The organism is Faecalicatena orotica (genome assembly GCF_905197545.1).
Taxonomy (GTDB): Bacteria; Bacillota; Clostridia; order Lachnospirales; family Lachnospiraceae; genus Faecalicatena_A; species Faecalicatena_A orotica.
Genome location: NZ_CAJJZH010000016.1, coordinates 26,698 through 49,088, shown reverse-complemented (window position 1 = coordinate 49,088; position 22,391 = coordinate 26,698). Strand labels below are relative to the sequence as shown.

Sequence of the window (22,391 nt, the reverse complement as noted above, 5' to 3'; positions counted from 1 at the left end):
CTGCAGCTTTGCCCCTTCCAGTTCTTTCCCGGTTGTAAGATCCGTTTTGGATATCTCCACTTTAGAGTATTCATCCTTCATCTCTACCTCTGGAATACTTCCGTCTTCCAACACGGTAAATTCCACATCTGTTGCAGAAACATATCCATCTGCAAGGGGAGGCAGCTCTTCATGCAGAATATAATCACCTGCGGGAAGACCATAGACCACATGCATCTCTTTTGTGCTGGTCCACTCTTCCACGACATTCTTTTCACTGTCAAGAATCTGTAAGGTGGCTCCCTCCACTTCTTCCCCAGTAGTCAGGTCTGTCTTAGTGAAATGCGTCTCTGTGGGCTGGTTCTCCACTTCTTTTGTGAGGCTGATGATACTGTCATCCTGATTTTCATAAACAGCTTCAAATTCCCAAATCTCCTCATTAGGCAGATATCCGGGCACATGCTGCTCCTTCACATAATATTTTCCGTGACACAGCTGGCTGTCAAAAGTAACTGCCCCGTCCTCTGCGGTGGCTTTCGTTTCAATCAGGGTATCCTTTGGAACCAGTACCTCTCCCTGTGCAGACAGGATATCTTCTCCTGCATATAATTCGAAAACAACACCCTCCAGAGGCTTACCGGATACACTGTCTTTTTTCTGGATGGAAAGTTCCACTTTCTGCCGTTCGTTTTTGTAATCCACAGTTTCGTAAACAACTGCAGCCGTATCATTCTCCGCAGACAAGGTAAATTCTTTCTGCTCTGTATTCAGAACAAAAGAATCTCCTGCTTTGGTCTCTCTCAAATAAAAACTGCCCAATGGCAGGTTGTTGACTACACTGATCCCATCGGCATCCGTTGTCAGGGTTGCCACCAGATCATCTTTCTGGTAACGGGTGATGGGATTCCCATTTTCATCTGTGGAGCCATCCGGGGAATAAATCGTATCTTTTGCATACAATTCAAAAACTGCTCCTTCCACACCGGCCTCTTTATAGACAAACTCCTGCCTGACCCCTGTGCTGTCGGTTTCTGCCCCGATGACTGCATCTTTCAGGTTAGAGAAAAATCCTGCCACCTTTTCAAGAATGGATTCCCCTTTTACCTCTATAAGCTTTTCCCCGACCTTTTTAAGTGTCAGACTTCCTACCTGCTCATCGTTATACTGGGTAACTTCTACGAGATAGGCACCGGTGTCCGGATCGATCTGGTGCGGGGTATCGGCATTGATGACCAGTTCAATCCCTTCCTTTGGATTCTTTTGATAGACGCCCTTATCTGTGATATCGAGTGGAGATATGGCCGCATCACCATCTGTTAAACTCTGTTCAAACCCCTGCCTCACATAAGAATCCGGCGCAGAGATTTCTTCAATCCGGAAATGTCCTGCTTTCAATGCCTGCGGCAGGACTAGATATCCCTCGCTGTTGGTGGAAAATTCTGAGATTTTCTTCTTTTCCGGATAGTTGATGGTCTGCTCTATATATTCCTCCTTCTCACAATCAAAAATTTTATAAATGGCGGAATTATTCAGAACCGTCTGGTTTGTCTGTGCGTCCTTCTTGATGATCTTTAGCAAAAAATCAAACGGTCGGTCATCAAAGATACGCCACTGCTGCGGCTCGCGGCTGTCACGGTCGACTGTGACAACAAAGGGATTGACCTGTTTCAGATTCGCCGGTGTCTTTGTTTCCACACAGACGTAAGAGCCATACGGTAGCTCCACACTTTTCGCATATCCTTTGGCATCGGTCACTAAAACAGGAACATTGACTGCCTTACCATTTTCATAAGTTACTGCTGGCTTTTCCCCGGTAAAATCATAGGCTGTAAAATCTTCCGCTGTATAGCTTGACCCATTAGACGGTTTCAGGCTTCCATTTCTTACTTTAGACAGTTCACTGATCAGATAGACTGTAAATTCAGCCCCTTTAACCAAATCTGTCTCTGTCTGACTTCCATCTTCTGATACTTTAATGATCTGGAATGCCTGCTTCTGTACCTGCTCATACACGGTAACCGTCTTCGCCACGACAGCTTTCTCCTGTCCCGCATAGGTCAGAGTGGCATCCATCTCCTCCGCAGATAAAAGGTACCCGTCCGGCGCACTGAGTTCTTTTACAAACATTTCCCCCAGACAGAGGTCCTCAAACACGAGCTCTCCGCTCTCCCCAATGGTTTTCTGCTGGATAAGGCTTCCTTTCTTATACAGAACACCTGACCCATCCGGCTTTTGGATATCTTCTTTCGCATACAGCCCGTAGACTGCTCCCTGCAGCTTGGCATTGCCCTGGGGAAGGAAGGTCTGGGTTTCGATGTCTGCCTTTCTCACTGTAACTTTCCCTTTTACCGGAGTATCCACAACATCAATTTGAACTGTTTTTCCTGCTGAAACCCGAACCGGATATATGGTTTTATCAATGGTATACAGGGGTCTGGCTGTGATTTCTTTTACATACACAGTTTTTAAGCCTGCATCAAAATAATCACTGACTGCTTTCCCATTGGCATCGGTGGCTGGCATCTGCATTAGAGGATTCTGGCATGCGGAATCCGTATAAATTCCATATATGGCACCTGACAGTACATGCTGCGTTTCCGCATCCTTCTTTTCCAGATCAATCCTAGCCAATCCCAGCCAGTCAACTTTAAAACTCACAGGCTGTGCACTTTCGGATTCAAAGACACCGATATCCTGATTGGCTTCTCCTGTTGTGAGTACCAGTGTTCTCCATGTCTCTCCGACAGAACCCTTTAAATTTCCAGATGTATAATTTCCAGTCACTGTCATCTTGGCTTCCATATAGAACGTATCTCCTCCATAGACCTGAAGCTTTCCATTTGTGGCTGAAGTTCCTTTTGATTGATTATATCCCGTCACATCCTTGGGAATCGTAATGGAGATATGGTTCCTGTGATCTCCATTCAGTTTCATTTCCGGAGTCTTCTGTACATTACCGCTGCGGACGGCCTTTACATCTGTTTTCGACAAGGACAGTTCCCCTTTTGGCGGCTCTTCCACCCCGGTCAGGTAATCAATATAAGCGATCACCCCTGCATTGACCAGATCATTATAGTCACATCCTGTGAATGCTGCTTCCCCTGCATAAGAATAACTGGCAGCGATATGGGTGTAAACATATTTTTCCTCCGCACTTTTTCCAGATAAATAGCTGTCTGTTACATCCCCTGCACCGCCATATCCATAATAGAGGACTTTCTGCAGTGCTTTATTGGAATCTAGTACCTGTCCTATATACTCGCCGGTAGGAGGAGTTGCTTTGTGGGATTCCAAGCAATATGCAACCTTCCCATTTACCCAAAACCAACACGTCAGGTAATTACCGATATAGCTAGGGTAGTAAATATCTTCTCCCTTTTCCAAGGTGACGCCTGATCTGGCTGTAAAATTGGTCTCTGCGCCAGAAAATATCATAACGTTCCCTGATACAATATTGTCCTCTAGCTGTTGGAGTGCTTCGTCTGTATCCTTTTCATCGGTACTGATTACCTGAATCTCCGGCTGTGAGTTTGCAGCCTCCTCCGAGTCTTCTTCAGAATTGGTGTCCTCTTTCTGTTTCTTTCCGCCGTTATCTTCTGTATGGGCCTGCCCTTCTGTATCTGTCAGAATAACCTTACGGGTAACAAAATAAGGATCCCTTTTGTCTTTGGGAACAACCATGTATTTGGCAATATAAGTTCCTGCCTGATCCGGTTGGTATGCACTGCCATCTTCTGCTTTAATCTCTGCAAGTGTCACTTCTTCCTGACTGGAATTATAAGTAATCCCATCCATACAGCTTTCCACCAGAAATGTGTCATCCGACACATCCATTGTAATATCTTCTGCCACAACCGCTGCTTTTTCTTCTGCCGCTGCCGGTTCTGTATCTGCCAATTCGACCGCTGCTGGCTCATCGGCAGTTTCGGATGCTTCACTTGTTTCGGCTGCATAGGTCACAGCACTTCCCAGTGTACTCATCCCCATTAGCAGGGCAAGTCCCAATGCCACTGCCCTCGTTTTCATGTTCTTGATTTTCATATCATGCTCCTTTCCACCCGCTGACACAGGTGCCCTTTTATATTGCAAAACCGCAGGGATACCTGTTCCCTGCGGTCATCTGCTCCGTCCATTTTCGGCACGGCTCCTGCTATTCCTTTTTTGTTGTCCCAGCTCCTTTTTCGTGCGCTTCACAGCCTCCATGACAGGTTCCACTGGCAGCTGGTTCTGCCTGCATCCTTCCAGGATCCCTTTTAAATAAAAATCTGAAGGTTTGGCCGGGCAGTCCTTATAAGGGGCATTCATGACATAAACCGCTGCATTCTGTTGTATACCCTCTGTATTACGAACACGGACAGTCTCTTTTCCATACAGGTGCGGATACCCTTCATAACGATCCAGATTCTCTTCACAGCGTGGAGTGATCCTCCAAAGCACACCGTCTACGTGGCTTCCCTCCTCCGGAAGGATTGTTGCCACTCCATTTCCCGGATTCCTTCCACAAAATGCCAGACGGTAGCCTTCCAGACGGACATTCTCAACAACTACAGCCTCTGGACACCGGAAGTCCATCTGTTCTAAATTCGTGTTGCTGCCATAGGCAAAATAATATCTCTCTTCTATATTCAAACACCTCCTACCGTGTATCTTCATTTTTTCTCAGACACGCATAATTGCTTTTATCATACCGCCATGCCCTGTCACCCTCCAGATTTGCAAGCAGATGTTCCCTGACATTCTTGTATTCCTGTCCGATCAGCCCCAGACGAAGCAGGAAGGTCCGGAAGGTAAAACAGGGATTCTCCGTGATCTCGGTTTTTCTCATGTGGGCACATTTCTGGTTGACTGCCTGTGCAGAAATGGCAAGGGCAAGCGTAATGTTTGCCCTCACCTTCCCGGCATGAAGCGTACTGTTGAAACACCGCCATTCCACTGTTCCTTTGTCAAACACCGCATGGAGGTTCAGGGCATAATATCTTGTATAGTCATAATGGCGGTGGGAATAGTTACTATTTTTCGGTTCTTCATACCAAAGTCTCCTTAGTCGATCCATCGACATGTTGCCTGACGGCATCTTGCGGATGTCTGTCAGCACATTTTCCCGTACTTTCTTACACCACCGTTCTACCCTGGACGGATTGACCTTTAACGCCTTGAATAGGATATCTTCCTTAGAATACATGATGGTCAGAGCATTTTTCAGGCTTCTCGGAGTATGGTTTACTGCATCCACATGGACATGCATCCCACAAGATGCGTTTACCATCCCTCCATGATTACGCAAGCATCTCACAACACTCTGCAGCTTTGCCATTTCTGAGTATTCCAGCTTTGGACTGACCATCTCTGTTTTATAGCTGTCTCCTGCATAGATATAACGGTTGCCTTCCCGTCTTTGGGCATGGATACTTCTGTCATAAGTAAATTTCCATTCTTTCCCTTCTAAATCCGTGACTCCCCAAGTTTTATAGTAAGTACCAATATAGTATGGTGTCGTACCGAACATCTCTGCAACTGATCTAGCTGCCTGCTCTCTGGTGAGCCCGGTCATTTCAATCTCTGTGCCATAGTATTGTTCTTTTAAATCGATAAGCAGTCACTACCTTTCTTACTTTTCAGAATGTGGCCTGACTTCTTCCCTGTAGCAAATTCCTGTTTTTCCATCTAAAGCTCCTGTTTTTTCTTCTTTACTTCCATGTCTGTTTCCCGGAGCCGCCTCCCAATGGCTTCCACTACGTTGACCGTGACCCCATTCCCAGCCTGCTTATATAGCTGACAGTCAGAGGTATCTGCTTCCATTCGGTCAATCTGCCTGTCATAATACCCCTGCAGACGCAGACACTCTCTCGGTGTCAGGCGCCGGATCCTCCCATGATGGATAACACCATGCCTGTCTACCGTTGTGAGCGTGAACATTGGCTCCTCCTGTTCCCTCACTCTGTGTCCTTTTCCTTTCTGCCGGGGTTTCGCCCTATCTGGGGTATAAATAGCCCTTGTCCCCATTTTCTCCAGAGCACTTAGGTCTGCCGAATGCAGGGTTCCTTGGGAACTGCCAGTGGTCAGTGTATGGGCGATTCTTTCTCCTACCCTGCCCCTTCTGGTATTTATCCCTGCATACCCAAGGTCAATGCTGTTGCCAGGGTAGGCCATTTTATATCCCTTTTTGGTGTTTTCCTTAATCGGCACACCCACTTCGTACAATCCGGTCTTTCCTCCCATCCCACCTGTTACTGATGTCAGGGTACAGCTCACTCCTGCAGGGTGGTAGACTCTGCTCCCCTGCCTGCCCGGAAGGAGTTGTATAGGAGCTGCCGGGTTTGCTCCTGGGTAAGGAAGTATTTTTCCGGCACATCGTCCATCAAGATATCCGACAATATACACTCTCTTTCTTGCCTGCGGGACTCCGAAATCCTTGCTGTTAAGCACTTTCCATTCCACACAATACCCCAGTTCAGAAAGTGCACTAAGGATGGTGTAAAACGTCCGCCCCTTGTCATGTGATAGCAGTCCGGGTACGTTTTCAAGGAGAAAATACTCAGGCCGCTTGTCTTTAAGCAGTCTGGTAATTTCAAAGAAGAGCGTCCCTCTGGCATCTGCAAAGCCTCCCCTTTTTCCAGCAGTTGAAAATGACTGGCAGGGAAATCCTGCACAAAGCAGATCAAAGTCTGGCATGTCTCCTGTGTCAATGTTTCTTGCGTCATTACAGAACCACTCTCCTTCCGTATCAAACAGTACCCGGTAGTTCTTATCTGCATGGACATCCGCTTCACAATGTCCTATGCAGGTGAATCCCCCGGCTCTGGTCAGTCCTTCGCGGAATCCTCCAATCCCGCTGAATAAATCAAAAAATCTTATGGCTGCATGTATCGACCTCCTTTATATGGTTGCTCCTCATTAACGATAAAGAAACGGCATGGATTTCTCCACACCGTCTCTTCCTCAATTTTTAATATTTGATTTCTTTTATTCCTATCATCCGGCTTCACCTTTCTAAGCTGATTCCTCATTCTCCGGCTGTTCCTCTGGTTCTGTCTCTTCCTGAGTCATCTCCTCCTGCTCCGGTTCACTTTCCTCTGCATCTTGCTCTTCATCCGGCTCTTCCGGGCATTCTTCCGCTTCTTCCGGGATTTCCCTGCACTGCGGTCTGCTTTCCGTTTCCTGCCTGAATTTTGCCTCTTCTGCTTCAATTGCCTGCTCGATAATGGCAAGCAAAAATTCTTTCTGTTTACATCCTTTTTTCATTATGACTGCTTTCAGCCTTCCAAATAGTTCCTCAGTTACCTGTACTGCGACTGTCCTCATTTCCATGCTCATCCTCATCTCTCCTTTGCTGAAGTGTTCTTCAATGACCTGAAGTATAAATTTCTGTGTACTGCTCTCCGTTTCTTCAATCTCCTGTCTGACCTTTTCATGCAGGTCCAGGGGGATTTTTCCACATATGTTTTTCATCTCTGGCATATGCGTCTCTCCTTTCGTTTTGTTATACACAACATACTCCAAAGATGCATGGAAAGCTATTCACAATACCCAACAAAGATCAGCCATTGAAATCCCCGGAAACGAAGCATATGCAATAATGTATCCATATGGGACTGAGTCTGCCAAATCGGACGCAATTATCCCCTCAATCGGCACCACCTCCTTTAAACATTGTCATCCAGTTTTGATAAAAAATCCAACATCTGATCCGGGATTGTATCTGTCGTCGGTACTTCAGGATGTGTCATCCTGCCACTTTTCAGTTCATCCCGAACAGTTTCCCGGATCACCTTCTCCAGATAGTCGCGCTCCTGTACTTTTAGTATAGCTTGGACCAGATACTGGTTTTTCTGCCCCTCCGGAACATGCGACAGGATCTCCCACGCCTGCCTGTGCTCTGCAATATCCATGTTGGGGCGAAAGGAAAAAATGGGGCGTTTCACTTCGCCCACATCTGCCCTACAATGCGTTCATACCCGGAAGCGTTGGCATGGACGTCTGTCAGGAAAATCTGCCGGCACAGGTCATCCTGCGGTGTCACATGGCGTTTTATGATGGCTGAACCTCCTCCCATAAATACAGAAGGAATCGCTTTTAAGTCAAATCCCGCCTCCATCACGGAAGACAGGATCCGTTCCGTATACAGCCTGCCATAGCGCAGGATGATTTCTTTTGCTTCCTTCTCCATGCTGCAGGGGTTCCCTCCCAGGACACGCTCAATCTGAACATCCGTTACAGACAGTCCTGTCCGTCTTCGTACCTGCTCCATGATCTCGTCAATGCACCGTATGACACCCAGTTCCAGGCTGCGGCATGTGCCCGCATTGGGAACAGCGTTATCCAGCCTCATCAGATCCACCGTCCATCCCCCTACATCGATCAAAAGCACAGAAGGCTCTCCATTTATAAACTCCGGGTGCAGTGCCAGGGCAGAATATCCCTGGGGGAACAGTTTTACATCTTCAATCTGGATTTCATAGCCTTCATTTTCATAGTGGAAACACAGTGGCTGTTCTTTGCGGAACAGATATTCCCGGAACGGCTGTTTCTCCCTGCCGAAGCCGGCAAGAGGGAGACCGGCTGCGAGGACAACTCTGGTCTTCTTTTCTGCTTTCCGGTACCGGATCTCCTGCGCGATTGCTGCCATAGTCAGCAGGTAATAATTGTCATTGGCTGTTTTATCTTTCATTAGCGCCTGCCGTCCCGTACCACAGACATAATATGTTCCCTGATACTGCAGGACATTCTGCATCGTATAAGGCTCATAATCATAAGCGGTAAGCCCTGTTGAGAAACAAACATGGGAGCTTTTCATAGCATAATATCCATGATCTATTCCAATAATAATTGTTATCACATCCTTTCTGTCATTTTAGGTATGGAAGAATTTTCCCCTCCTCTCAAACTACTACCCAGTTCCTATTGCCTTTTAGTAAATTTCGTGTTGGGGGAGGCCTTTTTCTTTTTTCCCAGTAGGTAGGGTCTTGTAAGTGCTGGTTCGATGCATTATGAGCCTGGAACAGGTAAATAGTGGAGAAACTCCCCACATCTCTCTGCATGTTTCTTGATTTGAATACTTCCATGTTTATTCAACATCAACATGTTTTGGTATTCCTCCTCTGTTAAGAACCGTCTATGGTATTCACCTTTTCTTACCAGAGCAGACTGATCCTCTATAATTAGAAACTCGACCATATGGGCTGTGTCTTCCCGGAAGCGTTTTTGACAGAGTATTCCATCCCCTTTCACATAGTCCACTCCCTGTGCTCCCCTGGCGGCCGCCAGCAATTCGTATACACTAATTTCCATCTTCTTCAGATTTATCACCTCCTCTCGAATCCCCAACAAAAAACAGGCATCACGCTTGGTTTTTCTAACCATGTGCCTGCCTGTTTCACTACTTATATTTATCAGTCTTCAGAGTTTTCTTCCTCGTATTCCAATCCATTTTCTTCACAGATTTCTTCCACATAATGTGTCAGCCATTCCTGCAACTCTTCCGTTGGTGCGTTGTTACAGAAATCATGAAGCCACATATCATGCAGCCTGTACCCGGGATCTTGATCAGGGCTTTTCAGTTCATCAGGATAATCGTCATTGATGAGTTGTATCAGTGCATTAAATTGCTCTTTGAACTGGCCTACATATTTATTCCAGATTTCTAGGTTGTAATAAGTAAAGCCCAGAATGTCCGTCAGATAAGTCAGTCTGTCAAAGTCCATGAAAGTCATCCTCTCATTTTCTGTTAAGATTGCTTCATCTTTATAACCACATAAATACAGAAATGCAAACCGTTCCATATCCACCTGCTGCATATTTTTCCTCCCTGCTACAAATAATTCGTTATTACGAAACATTATAGAAAATAAAACCAGTAAAATCAATACTAAAGTTTCCTTATTGCGAAACATTTTTCTTATAAAGGGGTTACATTATGCAGAAAATAAGACCGGACATGGATATCGGACAAAATATTCAAGCCATACGTTACCAGTGCAAACTGACACAAGATGATGTAATCGCAAAACTGGGCGTAATGGGCATCGAGATTTCAAAAAGCACATATGCAAAGTTGGAAACAAATCGCATGAATATCAAAGTCAGCGAGCTGGTCGCTCTTTCCAAAATTTTTGATACTGACATTAATGCCTTCTTCCGTGGTCTGCTATAAAAACTTGACTCAACACTTTGATTGCAGTTGATATTTGTCTGCTTGCAGCAAGAGACTGCACATTTTATACCAGTCGGCTGTTACTATTCTTTATATTTATATCTCTTTTGACGTAGCACTTCTATGGGTATTAAGTACATCCACATTGCCCATACTATAAAAGATCATTTTCAAACTTATTTGTGTTCTCGCCTCTGTCACAATATTATCCCCATAACTCTTCTCCATTTGTCTGTTAGGTTTTTTCACCATATCTCATATCTTCAACTCTCTTCATCCGTTTTTTCTCCTGTCTGGCATTTTGTCTCACTTTTACAACCGATTTTACAATCTTTTCCGTGTAAAATCAATAGAAAAGTGCAAAAAGTGAGACAAGATTTTTTTGGAATATTGCAGGAAAGGATGGATTATGCCAAAACCACGTACAAAAACGGGTGAAAAGAATCTGATCAGCCAGCGTCTGATTGAGCTCCGCAGGGAGAATGGTCTTTCCCAGAGGGATTTAGCTGAAAAATTACAGTTGGCAGGCTATGATATGGACAAGAACGTGATTACCAGAATTGAAACAAATAAAAGGTATGTTACGGATTTGGAACTGAAAGCCCTTAGTGAAATTTTCAATGTATCCTATGAATACCTGATTGATGGAAGGGACAGTGACTAATCTTCCTAGCCATCTTATCCCTGACATCCACAATTCATATAAAAATAGTGTTGTATTATAAATTCCGCCTAAATAATTTATATTTTAGAAAGATCAACCATATAAATTATACTTAGCTTTTTTAGTCCACATCTTTAAATACAATAAATCCGTTGTAGGGAACTACCTTAGTCCCCATGCTAAAATTAAAACAGCAAAGAATCCAATTATTATGGCGCTCTCTTCTGCTCTACTTCGGTTGTCGCTTTAATTGGTTCTGTTAACCTCGTTACCTAGTTCACCTTTCTCTTCCGGTTCTATTTGGGCACGATTAGCGCGCTTTTTGGCTATAATGACCAGTGCGTCTTCCCCTACGTCATCTTCCCTCTTTCTCTTTTTCCTACACTTTCTTATAGCCTCCTCTGTACTATAGCTCAATGCTACCTCTATTTTTTCCTGAATCTTCTTGCATCGGGTAGCATGGTACCCATAAAAAGCATGGGTATATTCTTTCTCTTCCTCTACACACTCCATAAATTCTTTTAATAAGGAAACATAATCGTGTAGTACATTACAAATAACATATAAATCTCCTGGGCACATGTGTAAAATTGGGGTCTCCCCCTTCAGATTGTAATATTGAATTTCGACGTCATTGGCTTCACACAACCGAATTTCCTCTGATATAAGAGCGATATCTTTTAACATTTTTTCACCCCGTTAATTTCAAATTTTTTGCTTCTGCTCCACTTACCATAACAACAATTATATCTTACTGTTAGATTTCTCTCTTATTGAGTGAACCTCTGATTATCACTTTCAGCAATTACTATACTACTTTGAAAAATAAAAGCTATTCACACTATCTACCAATAATTTGGAGCTATATTACAGCACAACCAACATCCCCTCAGAATCACTGATACAGTATGCCAAATTTCTTCCTTCCGCATTACGCTATTACTAATTTTTTGCTTTCATTTTAAGTATCTTCGTATTCTATCACATAAAAATCTGAGTTATACCAAATAATATTCTTATAAAACTTTGAGGAGCAACAGATTAATATGCAACAGTCAGTAATCCTTCATTCCGATATGAATAATTTTTACGCCTCTGTCGAATCTCTGGACAATCCCAGCCTGCGTGGAAAACCTATGGCAGTGACCGGTGATCCAGATGCACGTCACGGGATTGTCCTGGCAAAGAATTATGAAGCGAAAAGATATGGGATTACAACAGGTGAACCTCTATGGATGGCCAGACAGAAATGCCCTGATATTATATTTACGCCACCAAGATATGACCGATATATTGAATTTTCCCAGGCTGCCAGCCAAATCTATGAGGAATACACAGACAGGGTAGAATCTTTTGGTCTGGATGAATGCTGGCTGGATGTGAGTGAATCCACCAACCTCTTCGGGAATGGTAAGGTTATCGCTGATGAAATCCGTACCCGGATTAAACAGGAACTTGGTATTACTGCAAGTATTGGAGTCTCCTATAATAAGATTTTCGCAAAACTGGGCAGTGACATGAGAAAACCGGATGCCACCACCGTGATTGGGCAGGACTTTAAAGAAAAAATCTGGGAGCTTCCGGCCGACATGCTACTTTATGTAGGGAAAGCAACCTACGCTAAACTATTAAAACATGGCATCCGTTCCATTGGTGATTTAGCACGTACAGACCCTATGTTTATAGAGCGGTTACTTGGGAAAAATGGACTGATGCTCTGGGCATTTGCCAATGGTCTTGACCGTTCTCCTGTCTCACATACCTATTCCCACCGTATCATTAAAACCATAGGCAACAGCACCACAACGCCCCATGATCTGGTTACTGATACAGATATAAAAATCATTTTATATATACTGTCCGAGAGCGTGGCGGAGCGAATGCGTAAAGAGAATTTTTATTGCCGCAGCGTCCAGATCAGCATCCGGGACAATACGCTCACTTCCTATGAACGGCAGGGAAGGCTTCATATCCCCACCTGTACCTCACAGTCGATTTTTGAAAAAGCCTTTGCATTGTACCAGGATAACCGTCCGGCAAATCCGGTACGCAGTCTGGGTGTACGCGCCTGCAAGCTTTCGTATATGGAGTACCGTCAGCTTTCCTTTTTAGAAGAGGCAGCTAAAGATCAGAGGCAGGAGGATCTAGAGCGGAGCATTGATAAGATACGGCAGCGCTATGGTCATTACTCCATACAACGTGGTATTATGCTCATGGATGATAAACTTTCCCGCCTTGATCCGATTGCAGAGCATACAATATATCCAGAAGCATTTTTAAAAGGGCAATCCCAATAATAAATCTCAGGAGGACATAACGATGTGCGGAAGATATAGTTTATTTACAGAAGAAGAAAATCAGGAAATTATGCGTTTTGTCAAATCACTCGACAATCGATATCCCGGAAACAATATGAAACATGGTGAAATTTTTCCTACAAACACAGCACCAATCCTATGTCTGGAAGAAAACGGTATAAAACCAGAACTCAGCACATGGGGATTCCCACGGTTTGGGGCAAAAGGTGTCATCATTAATGCCCGCTCTGAAACTGCAGACAGCCGTCCCATGTTTAAAAAGAGTCTGCATACGCGCAGATGTGTGGTTCCCAGCACAGGCTTTTATGAATGGTCACAGAGTGGTACAAAAACCAAGTACCTTTTTAACCTTCCCAATGATCATACACTTTATATGGCAGGCATATTTAATGAGTTTAATGGTGAAAACAAGTTTGTCATTTTGACAACCAATGCCAACAATTCGATTGCGGATGTCCATAACCGCATGCCTGTCATTTTGAAAAAGGAAATGGCTGAAGATTGGATTATGTCTGAAGAGTTTGCTCTGTCATACCTCCATGCCACTATGCCGGTGTTACAACGAGAAGTATCTGCCTAATTAAATACGGAAATGTCCCTCTCACTTTTACACTAAATAAGTAGGTATGAAGTTCTGTTCAAACCTGGTGTTTGCAAAACAACACTGCTGCATTCCTACTTGATTATTCATCCACAGAATACATCAAACAGGAAACACTCATTCTGTGAATATCTAACAATAAAAAAGCTGGTAATGAGACTATATTCTCTCATACCAGATATTTAAATACTACATTACTTCATACACATATTTTCCTATCAACTGTGTATACAGTACCTATATTCCATTCTTTTTAACTCTATACACTTGATACACAGCCAAAACTGTTACCCCAGTTTACATCCAGAAACAAGAGTCTGGGGTTGCTAATCAGTGCCCGCGCCATACTCGCCCGCTGCCGCATCCCCTTCGAGTAGGAAGAAACTGGCTTCTTTAAAAAGTCAGGCTTAAACTCCAATTCGTCCAAAACCTCCTCAATATCCCGCAGCTGTCCTTTGGGATAGAAAGAAGAAAAATATTTGAGATTGTCAATGGCACTCAGGTTAGCATACAGATACGGGAGCTCAAACAATACCCCGATCTTCTGAAAAAACTCCTGCGTATGCGCTGCAGAAATATCCTGTCCAAACAGAGACACACTGCCGCCGTGCCCTTTCAAAATCCCGGTCAAAATTTTTTGGGTCGTTGATTTTCCGGAGCCGTTCGGACCCAGAAATCCAAAGATTTCCCCATCTTCCACAGTGAAGTTCAGGCCATGCAGAGCCTGCTTATCTTTTCCATAGGAGAATGTCAAATCTTTTACTTCGATCATTCTTCATCACCCCACTTCCCGTGCTGCTCCTCTTTCCTTTCCTGCCGGCGCTTGTTCCACCACCTCATAAACTTGACTTTAAATGGGATAGAGACTGCCAGCACCACCGCGATTACTAACCACCAGTACCATGCTAAACCTAAAAATTCCATAGTATGACCTCCTTTTATTCGGGAATCAAAGTCCTCTTGTTGAAGTAAATTTAAGAAAATGCAGTGAAGTCCGTGTGAGGCCGCGGTGAAACTGGTGTGAAATTCTGGTTACTGTGCATGCCCACAGGGGTGTATTGTAACCAATTCTACGCGGAAAAAGCCCTGCTTTCACATACGAAAGCAGGGCTGTAAATTAAATTAATATACTCCCACAGCTCACTTTGGGGTCTTTAACTCAATTGTAGGAATTGAAAAGTAGAATTGAACGCCGTCGGAAAGATTTTTTACGCCATATTCCAGCTTCTGCATAGACAGTATCTGCGCAACAATAGCGAGACCCAGACCGGAGCCGCTGTATTTTGAGTTGCCGTCCCTGTAAAATTTTGTCCAGATCTTAGTCAGATCTTCCTGCGGGATAACAGGGCCCTGATTGTAGATAGAGAAATGTAAAACTCCCGTTTGTTCTGTAAGAGACAGTTTTAAAATACCGCCCGGCCGGACATTCTTTTTAGCGTTTACGAGCAGATTGTCTAAAACCTGTTCCATACGGGCCTTGTCTGCATCAACATAGGCGCTGTGTTCAGGAAGTTCATATTGCAGAATATAATTGGCGTCCGGTGTATCGATCAGCAGCCTCCCTGCGACAGTTTCTAAAAACTCTACAAAGTCAAACCGTTCAGGAGCAAGCGGGCAGACTCCTGTTTCAAGGGCAGATAAATCCAGCAGGGTCGTAATTAGATTGCCCATTCGTTCGGTCTCCGCTATAATGATTGCGGAATACTTTTGTTTTTTGGCCTCATCTGTCTCATCCTGCAGCCCCTCGGCATAGGCACGGATAATACCCAGCGGAGTTTTCATTTCATGGGACAGGTTATCGACCAGCTCCTTGCGCTCGGCCAGCAGCCGCCGCTCCTGTTCAACGTCTTTTTCAAGCTGTTCATTAGCCGCTCCTAGTTCTGCAAGAGCCTGCTGCAGATTATCAGCCATCGTATTGAGGCTTGCTGCCAGTTGTCCAAATTCATCATTGGCCGTGATGGTACAAGGGGCGGAAAAATCCAGTTTTGCCATCTTTCGGGCCGTTTGATTAAGTTTAGAAACAGGCCTTGAAATAAAGTGCCCCATTAGAAAATCGACGACAAGAACAATGGCAATGACGAAGACAAACCAAATGGCAAATGAAACATCCGTATCTATTTCCAACTTGGTTGACAGAATATAAGAAAGAATAAGCAGGATGCCTGCCAGTTTAGAAACAAATAGTATCTTCTTACGGACTGTACGCAATGTAAATATCTCATCTAATTTCATACTGCCACCTCGAATTTATAGCCCGAACGTATGAGGGTAACGATATATTTCCCCTCGCCGCCTAATTTTTGCCGCAGGGTTTTGATATGGGTGTCTACTGTCCGAGTGGTCCCCTCAAAGTCATAACCCCAGATCCTATTCAGCAGCTGGTCACGGGTAAAAACCTGTCCGGGATTTACCATGAAGAAATGCAGCAGTTCGTATTCCTTATGGGTAAGCGTGATTTCCTGCCCGTCTATGAATACCTTGTGGGAGGACGGCACCATCGTAATTTTTCCAGCATTCAATGCATCCAAGGGTGCGGAAGAAGAACGGCGGAGCAGGGCATTTGCCTTTGCCAGCAGCACCCTTGGACTGAAAGGCTTTGTCATATAATCGTCGGCTCCATACTCGTAGCCTTTTAGTTTATCGTCCTCGCCGCCTTTGGCCGTCAGCATAATCACAGGTATACTGCTCATTTCACGCGCCATCCTGCAGACGGAAAAACCGTCCAGATGGGGCATCATCACGTCCAGTATCATCAAATCCATTGGATTATTTTTCAAAACCATTAAAGCGTCCACACCGTCGTCAGCGGTGAAACAGGTATGTCCGCCCCTCTGCATATATTCGACAATGATATCCTGCATACTTTTTTCATCTTCAACTACTAAAACATTTGCCATACAAGCTCCTTTTTACTTTTTAGCAACCGGAATGATAAAATCTTTTACCATTTCAACATACCTTTCCTGCTCCTGCCCGAAATACCGGATAAGTGGTTCATAATCCTCATTTTGCTGGGCATTATTCAGACATTCATAATATTCTGCTTTCCTGTCATCCCCTATAATGAACGGCATTACACAGCTTCGCAGGCATTCTTTAAACAAGATCATCCTGCCTGCCCGCCCATTCCCATCCTGAAATGGATGAATTTTTTCAAATCGGGCATGAAACTTTGCGAGGTCCTTTAAAGAATGTGGCTCTTTGCTATTATAGTCTTCCAAAAGTACTTTCATATCTTCCTCAACATTTTCTGGAGTTGAGGTCATAATATCGGAAACCATATTTCTTCTGTTTCTATATTCCCCTATGGGATATCCATTTGCAATATCTTCAAACACACCTGCCTTTAAGCGGTAATGGTATTCCTTAATCAGTCTTTGGGACAGTATTTCCTCGCAAGTATCCAGCATGTAATTGAACATTGTAAAATGTCCGGTCATCTCCTCCACATCCTTTGTCCTAAAAACACTTCCGTCTGCCCGGATTGTTCCTGTTTCAAAAATAGAGGCCGTCTGCTTTTCTGTCAGCGTGCTTCCCTCTATGCGGTTAGAATTATATGCCATCTTCCTCTGTGTGAGTGCATATACCCCTCCCCTATCCTGTTTTTCCATCTCAATACGGAACCGCTCTTTCAGCAGTTCCGTCATTTTGATATCATCCATATAGCACACTCCTTTACAAATATATATTCAAACAGACTATTGTATCTCTTCCTATGATTTATTTCCTATTATAGCCAAAGGTTTATCTTTAATCAACTGGAATCCTATACTTTCCCGGTACCGGCTTTCGTATAGTTGCGGTTTACCCCCTGCATATGCGCCTGCCTCTACTATTTAAAGGGATTGACGATAGTCTCTGTAAATAATATACTGTCATTAATAGAGTATTGCCCAAAATACATTACGAAAAGTGGGAGTGATTAATGAGGAAGCTATATAATATATTGAAAATGGTATCGTGGTGTTTCGTAGGAGTCTTCATTGGGAGCAGTATTTATCAATACTACGATTATAAAACACACCCTGATTTATACGCATGGCAGTCAGCCCCCTGGTATTTGAGTATTGAGATAAGAGGGGTGTTCACCGCCATAATTATCGCAGTTCTTCTTATTATAATGCATATTATCAAAAAGAAGCTTAAGTAAATCCGGATGTAGGGAATCACATCATTTTCCTGATAGTAAGGATGAACAGTATTTCGTTTTCATACTAAATATTCCTTAAAGAACTGTGTCATCTTATCAAACGGAATGATATCCGTCTGATCATACAAATCCGTATGGACTGCCCCCGGTATAATCATAAGTTCCTTGTTATCACCGTTCAGTTTTTCAAAGGCATCCTTGCTAAAATAGCAGGAATGGGCCTTTTCACCATGAATTAACAGCACTGCATTTCTGATTTCCTGACTGTACTGCAGGATAGGCATGTTAAGAAATGACAGGGATGACGTAACATTCCAGCCACCATTGGAATTCAGTGATCTTGCATGGTATCCTCTGTCTGTTTTATAATAATCAAAATAATCCTTTACAAAGAAAGGTGCATCTTCAGGCAGTGTATCGACCACGCCCCCGGCAAGTGCATATTTTCCATTCTTATAATCAGCAGTCCTCTGTGCATTCAGAGCCTTGCGTTTCTCGTATCTTGCTTCTTCGCTGTCCTCTGAGTCGAAATACCCTTTGGCATTGACCCTGCTCATATCATACATGGTCAAAGCAGCCGTCGCTTTGATTCTGGTATCAATGGCCGCCGCATTCAATGCCATTCCTCCCCAGCCGCAGATACCGATGATACCGATTTTTTCGGGATCAACATTTCCCTGAATGGAAAGGAAATCCACTGCCGCCTGAAAATCTTCTGTATTGATGTCCGGTGAGGCAACATATCTTGGCATTCCGCCGCTTTCTCCTGTAAAAGAGGGATCAAAAGCAATCGTTAAAAATCCCCTTTCTGCCATCGTCTGTGCATACAATCCGGCAGCCTGCTCTTTGACGGCACCAAAAGGCCCGCATACTGCGATGGCCGCAAGAGTGCCCTCCGCATCTTTCGGTACATACATATCTGCCGCCAGTGTGATACCATAACGATTATGGAAAGTCACTTTGCTGTGGTCTACTTTTTCACTGCGCGGAAAAGTCTTATCCCATTCTTTTACTAAACTTAATTTTTCCATCATTATAAGTCCCTTCTTTCTACTAAAAGTCTTCCCTGTTAATTCTGTAAATCAGAAAATCAAGACAGTCAATTTGCTTCTGTCCTGCATGGACAGTTTCCAGAAGTATTGTTTTATGTTTGGAAAGCAATGGCAGCATTTTTCTCCATTCCCCGCATTTCGCATAAGCCATACAACATTCTGCCGTTTTTTCATCACAGCCTGCATCCAATAGGTTTTGATACAGGATTCCAAGCGTATCCGATGCTTCCGCCATATTCACTACCTCCTTTAGTTTTATTATAGGCAGCGCCTGATGATATGTCTAATATTTATAATTCATATCATGTTATTCTTTTAAAGAATATTGCGGCGTGTTATAATGATCCTGTATTCTGACAGCACACGTATCTGTTCAGAACATCATCCACATTCATAAATTTAAGCAGAATAGAGGTGTCTTTTATGGAAATCAGGGTATTGCGCTATTTTATAGAAATCGCCAGAGAAGGCAATATGTCAAGGGCAGCTGAGACACTTCATGTCTCTCAGCCGACTTTATCAAAACAGATGAAGGAATTAGAGAAGGAACTGGGAAAAAAACTGTTTAAACGCGGAAGTACGACACTCACCCTCACAGATGAAGGCATGCTCCTGAGGAAGAGGGCCGAAGATATTCTGGAAATGGTAGATAAGACAACCGATGAATTCAAGGCACTTGATAATATCATGGGGGGAGACGTGCAGATTGGGTGTGCAGAATCCTACCTAATAAAATATCTGGCAAGAGCAATCGGCCAGCTTAAAGCTGACTATCCATTGCTCCGCTATCACCTTTCAAGTGGGAATACGGAACAGGTGACAGAAAAGCTTGATAAAGGCCTGCTTGATTTTGCCGTCATTGCAGAACCCCCAAGTTTGTCAAAATATAACTATATTGAAATTCCGGGATGTGATGTATGGGGGCTGTTAATGAAAAGAGACAATCCATTGACAAAGAAAAAGACGATTGTCGTTGATGACTTGCTGGGATTAGACCTGATTTGCTCTGATCAGGCAATTAAGGTGGATATCCCGAGATGGTGCGGTGAAAAAGTTGATATGCTGAATTTTACCGGTACCACGAACCTCTTTTATAATGGTTCCGTTTTTGTAAAAGAAGGGCTCGGATCTATGCTGACATTTGACAGGCTCGCAGATACAGGGGCTGACAGTGGTTTATGCTTCCGCCCTTTATCCCCCGCTTTGGAGACAAAAATGTATGTAATCTGGAAAAAGTATCAGGTTTTTACACCAATCGCAAACTTGCTAATTAATGAGCTGAAGAACATCCTGCCGGAATGACAGGATGTTTTTGCCTTCAATACACTATCTGTAGCGAACCTGATGTTACTCTTTAAAGGCTGCTGTAACAATAGCACTCTTTTGTAATGAATGATTCTTCCCTCCTTCTAAAAGAGACTCAGTTCCTTTCTCGTCTCCCAATGTTCTGAAAAAGCGTACAGTCAGAAACATGGCAGCAATCATCCCAATGATGTCAGCGGCAGGTGCGGCAAACAGGATTCCGTTGATGCCGCTGCCCGGCTGGTTCCGTTCAAATAAAGAGGGCATCAGGATTACAAGCGGCACAAAACACACAATATCACGGGTAAGAGAAGCAATGACCGCCATAACCGGTCTGCCTACAGCCTGAAAGAAAATGGAAGACATCTTAATCACGCAGGTAAAGATGACAAGTGACAGGAATACCCGGAATGTACGCTGTGCATATTCAAGATAAAGTGCATCATTTCCAGAGCCAAAGATGTTGATCACAACCTGCGGGCAAAACTCAAAGATCAGGGTAGCAATGACTCCGACAACAAGCGTTGCAGTCAGGATTGTGCGGTATGTTTCCCTGACGCGTACGTATTTTTTCGCACCGAAATTGTAACCGAGAATTGGCTGCCCTCCAAGGACAATACCTACAACGATATTAATGACAATGGTAAATACTTTTGTTTCAATACTGATCACTGATATGGGAATATCCTGCCCATAAATCGACAGGGCACCGTATCTTGCCAGCATGATATTGCAGACCAGAGAAATCATGACAATGGACATCTGTGTAATAAAAGACGAGGCACCTAATTTCAGAGCGTTACTGAATATTTTAAAATGCGGTACAAAGCTCTCTTTAGTCAGGCGGAAACTCTTTGTTTTGAAAAAATATAGCACACAGACAAGGAAAGAAAACGTCTGCCCTATGACTGTCGCCCAGGCAGCGCCTGCAATCCCCCGGTTTAAGACAAAGATAAATATTGGGTCGAGAATGATGTTCAATATTGCCCCAAGCGTCATAGATACCATTGAAACTGCCGGGCTTCCATCCGCGCGGATGACAGCGTTCATCATGTTCATCAGCATGAAGGCCGGAAAGAAACTGAGTACGATGGTGAAATATTCCACCGCCATCGAGATGGTCTGATCAGAAGCACCGAACAGCCGAAGCAGCGACTCCTTAAAAATGGCACAGAGAACAAGCATGATTATACTGAGTACCAGCGTGACAGTAACACCGCTGCCAATACAGCGATGTGCATTCTTCGTATCTTTTTTCCCCTGACAGAGACTGAGATAGGCGGCACTGCCATCACCGATACACCATGCAAAGGCCTGTGCGATAATGAGAATGGGAAAGACAATTCCTGTTGCCGCATTGCCGAGATATCCTAGGTCACTATTACCGATAAAAATCTGGTCGACAATATTGTAGAGCGCACTGATAAGCAGCGATAGAATGCAGGGAATCGAAAATTTCACCAGTAGCTTTGATATTTTCTCCTCACCTAGTGTACGATTTTGATTTGATAGTTCCATGATTATAATCCTCCTGTTATACATATTGCGGAGTCTTTATCAGAGAAAAGCTGCCTAAAAACTGCGAAGGACAAAAAAATAGTGCGTAGAAATCGTTTGGAATTTCTACGCACTAAGCTGTCCAGCCCAGTTAGAATAACATAATTTTTCGAGAAAAGTCAAGCAGGTTTTTTGGGAGGGATATTAAAATTTATCCTTATTTTCTACTATAGCCGCAATTCCATCGGTATAAATCTCAGGCCGTTTACTACCCGCTCTTTATCAAGATCCCGAAAGCCAAGTTTGTGATATACTGGGGTCGCATACGGCGACGAGTTTACTGTCATTCTATCAGAATGGCACTCTTTTCGTAATGTTTGAAACAACTGTCTGCCGATTCCCTGTCTGTGATATTTTCCATCCACAAAAAATAATGCGATATGTGTCCCTTCGCTACGCGATGCTATAACACCAATCAATTTTTCACGGTCAAAAGCGCCAAATAAACGAAGTTGAGTTATAAAATTTATATCGTGTATGCACTTATAAAATTCATCTATTCCCTCTTTTGTGTAATCTGGTGATTCGTATTCATTGAAAACCTTCCAAACCAGTGACAGCGCTTCCTCCTCCATTTCTTTCTCTAGTTCCCTGACAGTTATATTCTGCATCATACAC

The 22,391-nt window shown here is 43.8% G+C and carries 23 protein-coding genes and 1 pseudogene; 5 read left to right on the top strand and 19 right to left on the bottom strand.

The features are described 5' to 3' along the window. The 9 genes from ABIN22_RS22245 to ABIN22_RS22205 form a co-directional block, all read right to left on the bottom strand. Window positions 1–4,020: SpaA isopeptide-forming pilin-related protein (locus ABIN22_RS22245; RefSeq protein WP_346911329.1), on the bottom strand; the 4,020-nt coding region annotated here is incomplete at its 3' end. Window positions 4,021–4,095: 75 nt separating this feature from the next. Beyond that, a complete protein-coding gene (locus ABIN22_RS22240; protein ID WP_430517213.1) occupies window positions 4,096–4,608 on the bottom strand; it encodes a gamma-glutamylcyclotransferase family protein in 513 nt (170 codons plus the stop codon). Window positions 4,609–4,615: 7 nt separating this feature from the next. After that, window positions 4,616–5,575: an amidoligase family protein gene (locus tag ABIN22_RS22235; RefSeq protein WP_346911338.1), complete on the bottom strand. Its 960-nt coding sequence runs from the start codon at window positions 5,573–5,575 to the stop codon at window positions 4,616–4,618. A gap of 68 nt (window positions 5,576–5,643) precedes the next feature. After that, window positions 5,644–6,846, bottom strand: a complete 1,203-nt coding sequence (gene dcm, locus ABIN22_RS22230; protein WP_346911336.1) for a DNA (cytosine-5-)-methyltransferase — start codon at window positions 6,844–6,846, stop codon at window positions 5,644–5,646. A 123-nt stretch (window positions 6,847–6,969) separates the two neighbouring features. Continuing rightward, window positions 6,970–7,437, bottom strand: a complete 468-nt coding sequence (locus tag ABIN22_RS22225; RefSeq protein WP_346911327.1) for a hypothetical protein — start codon at window positions 7,435–7,437, stop codon at window positions 6,970–6,972. A gap of 185 nt (window positions 7,438–7,622) precedes the next feature. Continuing rightward, window positions 7,623–7,868, bottom strand: coding sequence for a plasmid segregation centromere-binding protein ParR (locus tag ABIN22_RS22220; protein WP_430517212.1), 246 nt, complete (start codon window positions 7,866–7,868; stop codon window positions 7,623–7,625). A 29-nt stretch (window positions 7,869–7,897) separates the two neighbouring features. Then, window positions 7,898–8,806: a ParM/StbA family protein gene (locus ABIN22_RS22215; protein WP_346911332.1), complete on the bottom strand. Its 909-nt coding sequence runs from the start codon at window positions 8,804–8,806 to the stop codon at window positions 7,898–7,900. 158 nt (window positions 8,807–8,964) lie between these two features. Further along, window positions 8,965–9,339 carry a DUF5720 family protein gene (locus tag ABIN22_RS22210; protein ID WP_346911325.1) on the bottom strand — a complete coding sequence of 125 codons (375 nt, stop codon included), beginning with the start codon at window positions 9,337–9,339 and terminating at the stop codon, window positions 8,965–8,967. A gap of 29 nt (window positions 9,340–9,368) precedes the next feature. Further along, window positions 9,369–9,773, bottom strand: a complete 405-nt coding sequence (locus ABIN22_RS22205; RefSeq protein ID WP_346911323.1) for a hypothetical protein — start codon at window positions 9,771–9,773, stop codon at window positions 9,369–9,371. Window positions 9,774–9,892: 119 nt separating this feature from the next. Here ABIN22_RS22205 and ABIN22_RS22200 point away from each other — a divergent pair, with 119 nt between their 5' ends. Both ABIN22_RS22200 and ABIN22_RS22195 read left to right on the top strand, forming a co-directional pair. Continuing rightward, on the top strand, window positions 9,893–10,129 hold the full coding sequence (locus ABIN22_RS22200; protein WP_109733544.1) for a helix-turn-helix domain-containing protein: 237 nt from the start codon (window positions 9,893–9,895) through the stop codon (window positions 10,127–10,129). Window positions 10,130–10,538: 409 nt separating this feature from the next. Continuing rightward, complete coding sequence (locus ABIN22_RS22195) at window positions 10,539–10,793, top strand: helix-turn-helix domain-containing protein (protein ID WP_346911321.1); 255 nt, start codon at window positions 10,539–10,541, stop codon at window positions 10,791–10,793. A 246-nt stretch (window positions 10,794–11,039) separates the two neighbouring features. On the opposite strand, the gene ABIN22_RS22190 is transcribed toward ABIN22_RS22195, so the two are convergent. Then, window positions 11,040–11,480 (bottom strand): hypothetical protein, encoded by a 441-nt coding sequence (locus ABIN22_RS22190; protein WP_346911319.1) that lies wholly within the window; start codon window positions 11,478–11,480, stop codon window positions 11,040–11,042. 359 nt (window positions 11,481–11,839) lie between these two features. On the opposite strand from ABIN22_RS22190, the gene dinB reads away from it, so the two are divergent. Both dinB and ABIN22_RS22180 read left to right on the top strand, forming a co-directional pair. Continuing rightward, a complete protein-coding gene (gene dinB, locus ABIN22_RS22185; RefSeq protein ID WP_346911317.1) occupies window positions 11,840–13,090 on the top strand; it encodes a DNA polymerase IV in 1,251 nt (416 codons plus the stop codon). Window positions 13,091–13,112: 22 nt separating this feature from the next. Next, window positions 13,113–13,691: an SOS response-associated peptidase gene (locus ABIN22_RS22180; RefSeq protein ID WP_346911315.1), complete on the top strand. Its 579-nt coding sequence runs from the start codon at window positions 13,113–13,115 to the stop codon at window positions 13,689–13,691. A gap of 322 nt (window positions 13,692–14,013) precedes the next feature. On the opposite strand, the pseudogene ABIN22_RS22175 reads toward ABIN22_RS22180, so the two are convergent. The 7 genes and pseudogenes from ABIN22_RS22175 to ABIN22_RS22145 all read right to left on the bottom strand — a co-directional run. Further along, window positions 14,014–14,484, bottom strand: a pseudogene (locus tag ABIN22_RS22175) (ABC transporter ATP-binding protein); the annotation flags it as partial. After that, entirely contained in the window at window positions 14,481–14,636 is a 156-nt protein-coding gene (locus tag ABIN22_RS22170; protein WP_181368730.1) for a hypothetical protein, read from the bottom strand. The pseudogene ABIN22_RS22175 and the gene ABIN22_RS22170, both read right to left, overlap by 4 nt. A gap of 216 nt (window positions 14,637–14,852) precedes the next feature. After that, on the bottom strand, window positions 14,853–15,944 hold the full coding sequence (locus tag ABIN22_RS22165; protein WP_346911313.1) for a sensor histidine kinase: 1,092 nt from the start codon (window positions 15,942–15,944) through the stop codon (window positions 14,853–14,855). Further along, on the bottom strand, window positions 15,941–16,609 hold the full coding sequence (locus ABIN22_RS22160) for a response regulator transcription factor (RefSeq protein ID WP_346911311.1): 669 nt from the start codon (window positions 16,607–16,609) through the stop codon (window positions 15,941–15,943). Before ABIN22_RS22160 ends, ABIN22_RS22165 begins: the two co-directional genes overlap by 4 nt. Before the next feature lie 12 nt (window positions 16,610–16,621). Beyond that, window positions 16,622–17,374, bottom strand: coding sequence for a Fic family protein (locus ABIN22_RS22155; protein WP_346911309.1), 753 nt, complete (start codon window positions 17,372–17,374; stop codon window positions 16,622–16,624). Window positions 17,375–17,921: 547 nt separating this feature from the next. Next, the gene (locus tag ABIN22_RS22150; RefSeq protein ID WP_346911307.1) at window positions 17,922–18,896 is read right to left on the bottom strand and encodes an alpha/beta hydrolase; all 975 of its coding nucleotides are present in this window, start codon (window positions 18,894–18,896) and stop codon (window positions 17,922–17,924) included. 19 nt (window positions 18,897–18,915) lie between these two features. Further along, on the bottom strand, window positions 18,916–19,149 hold the full coding sequence (locus ABIN22_RS22145; RefSeq protein WP_109731859.1) for a hypothetical protein: 234 nt from the start codon (window positions 19,147–19,149) through the stop codon (window positions 18,916–18,918). A 188-nt stretch (window positions 19,150–19,337) separates the two neighbouring features. Between ABIN22_RS22145 and ABIN22_RS22140 the strand changes: the two genes are divergently transcribed. Further along, complete coding sequence (locus ABIN22_RS22140; protein ID WP_346911305.1) at window positions 19,338–20,216, top strand: LysR family transcriptional regulator; 879 nt, start codon at window positions 19,338–19,340, stop codon at window positions 20,214–20,216. A gap of 45 nt (window positions 20,217–20,261) precedes the next feature. Here the strand turns inward: ABIN22_RS22140 and ABIN22_RS22135 are convergent, their stop codons facing one another. Both ABIN22_RS22135 and ABIN22_RS22130 read right to left on the bottom strand, forming a co-directional pair. Beyond that, entirely contained in the window at window positions 20,262–21,734 is a 1,473-nt protein-coding gene (locus ABIN22_RS22135) for an MATE family efflux transporter (protein WP_346911303.1), read from the bottom strand. A 206-nt stretch (window positions 21,735–21,940) separates the two neighbouring features. Then, window positions 21,941–22,387 carry a GNAT family N-acetyltransferase gene (locus tag ABIN22_RS22130; protein ID WP_346911301.1) on the bottom strand — a complete coding sequence of 149 codons (447 nt, stop codon included), beginning with the start codon at window positions 22,385–22,387 and terminating at the stop codon, window positions 21,941–21,943. Window positions 22,388–22,391: the final 4 nt, after the last annotated feature.

Bases quoted from the DNA above. Each gene is read 5' to 3' on its own strand.
- ABIN22_RS22225 (WP_346911327.1), bottom strand. From the start codon at position 7,437: ATGCCAGAGATGAAAAACATATGTGGAAAAATCCCCCTGGACCTGCAT.
- ABIN22_RS22220 (WP_430517212.1), bottom strand. From the start codon at position 7,868: ATGGATATTGCAGAGCACAGGCAGGCGTGGGAGATCCTGTCGCATGTT.
- ABIN22_RS22210 (WP_346911325.1), bottom strand. From the start codon at position 9,339: ATGGTTAGAAAAACCAAGCGTGATGCCTGTTTTTTGTTGGGGATTCGA.
- ABIN22_RS22205 (WP_346911323.1), bottom strand. From the start codon at position 9,773: ATGCAGCAGGTGGATATGGAACGGTTTGCATTTCTGTATTTATGTGGT.
- ABIN22_RS22200 (WP_109733544.1), top strand. From the start codon at position 9,893: ATGCAGAAAATAAGACCGGACATGGATATCGGACAAAATATTCAAGCC.
- ABIN22_RS22195 (WP_346911321.1), top strand. From the start codon at position 10,539: ATGCCAAAACCACGTACAAAAACGGGTGAAAAGAATCTGATCAGCCAG.
- ABIN22_RS22190 (WP_346911319.1), bottom strand. From the start codon at position 11,480: ATGTTAAAAGATATCGCTCTTATATCAGAGGAAATTCGGTTGTGTGAA.
- dinB (WP_346911317.1), top strand. From the start codon at position 11,840: ATGCAACAGTCAGTAATCCTTCATTCCGATATGAATAATTTTTACGCC.
- ABIN22_RS22180 (WP_346911315.1), top strand. From the start codon at position 13,113: ATGTGCGGAAGATATAGTTTATTTACAGAAGAAGAAAATCAGGAAATT.
- ABIN22_RS22170 (WP_181368730.1), bottom strand. From the start codon at position 14,636: ATGGAATTTTTAGGTTTAGCATGGTACTGGTGGTTAGTAATCGCGGTG.
- ABIN22_RS22165 (WP_346911313.1), bottom strand. From the start codon at position 15,944: ATGAAATTAGATGAGATATTTACATTGCGTACAGTCCGTAAGAAGATA.
- ABIN22_RS22160 (WP_346911311.1), bottom strand. From the start codon at position 16,609: ATGGCAAATGTTTTAGTAGTTGAAGATGAAAAAAGTATGCAGGATATC.
- ABIN22_RS22155 (WP_346911309.1), bottom strand. From the start codon at position 17,374: ATGGATGATATCAAAATGACGGAACTGCTGAAAGAGCGGTTCCGTATT.
- ABIN22_RS22150 (WP_346911307.1), bottom strand. From the start codon at position 18,896: ATGATGGAAAAATTAAGTTTAGTAAAAGAATGGGATAAGACTTTTCCG.
- ABIN22_RS22145 (WP_109731859.1), bottom strand. From the start codon at position 19,149: ATGGCGGAAGCATCGGATACGCTTGGAATCCTGTATCAAAACCTATTG.
- ABIN22_RS22140 (WP_346911305.1), top strand. From the start codon at position 19,338: ATGGAAATCAGGGTATTGCGCTATTTTATAGAAATCGCCAGAGAAGGC.
- ABIN22_RS22135 (WP_346911303.1), bottom strand. From the start codon at position 21,734: ATGGAACTATCAAATCAAAATCGTACACTAGGTGAGGAGAAAATATCA.
- ABIN22_RS22130 (WP_346911301.1), bottom strand. From the start codon at position 22,387: ATGATGCAGAATATAACTGTCAGGGAACTAGAGAAAGAAATGGAGGAG.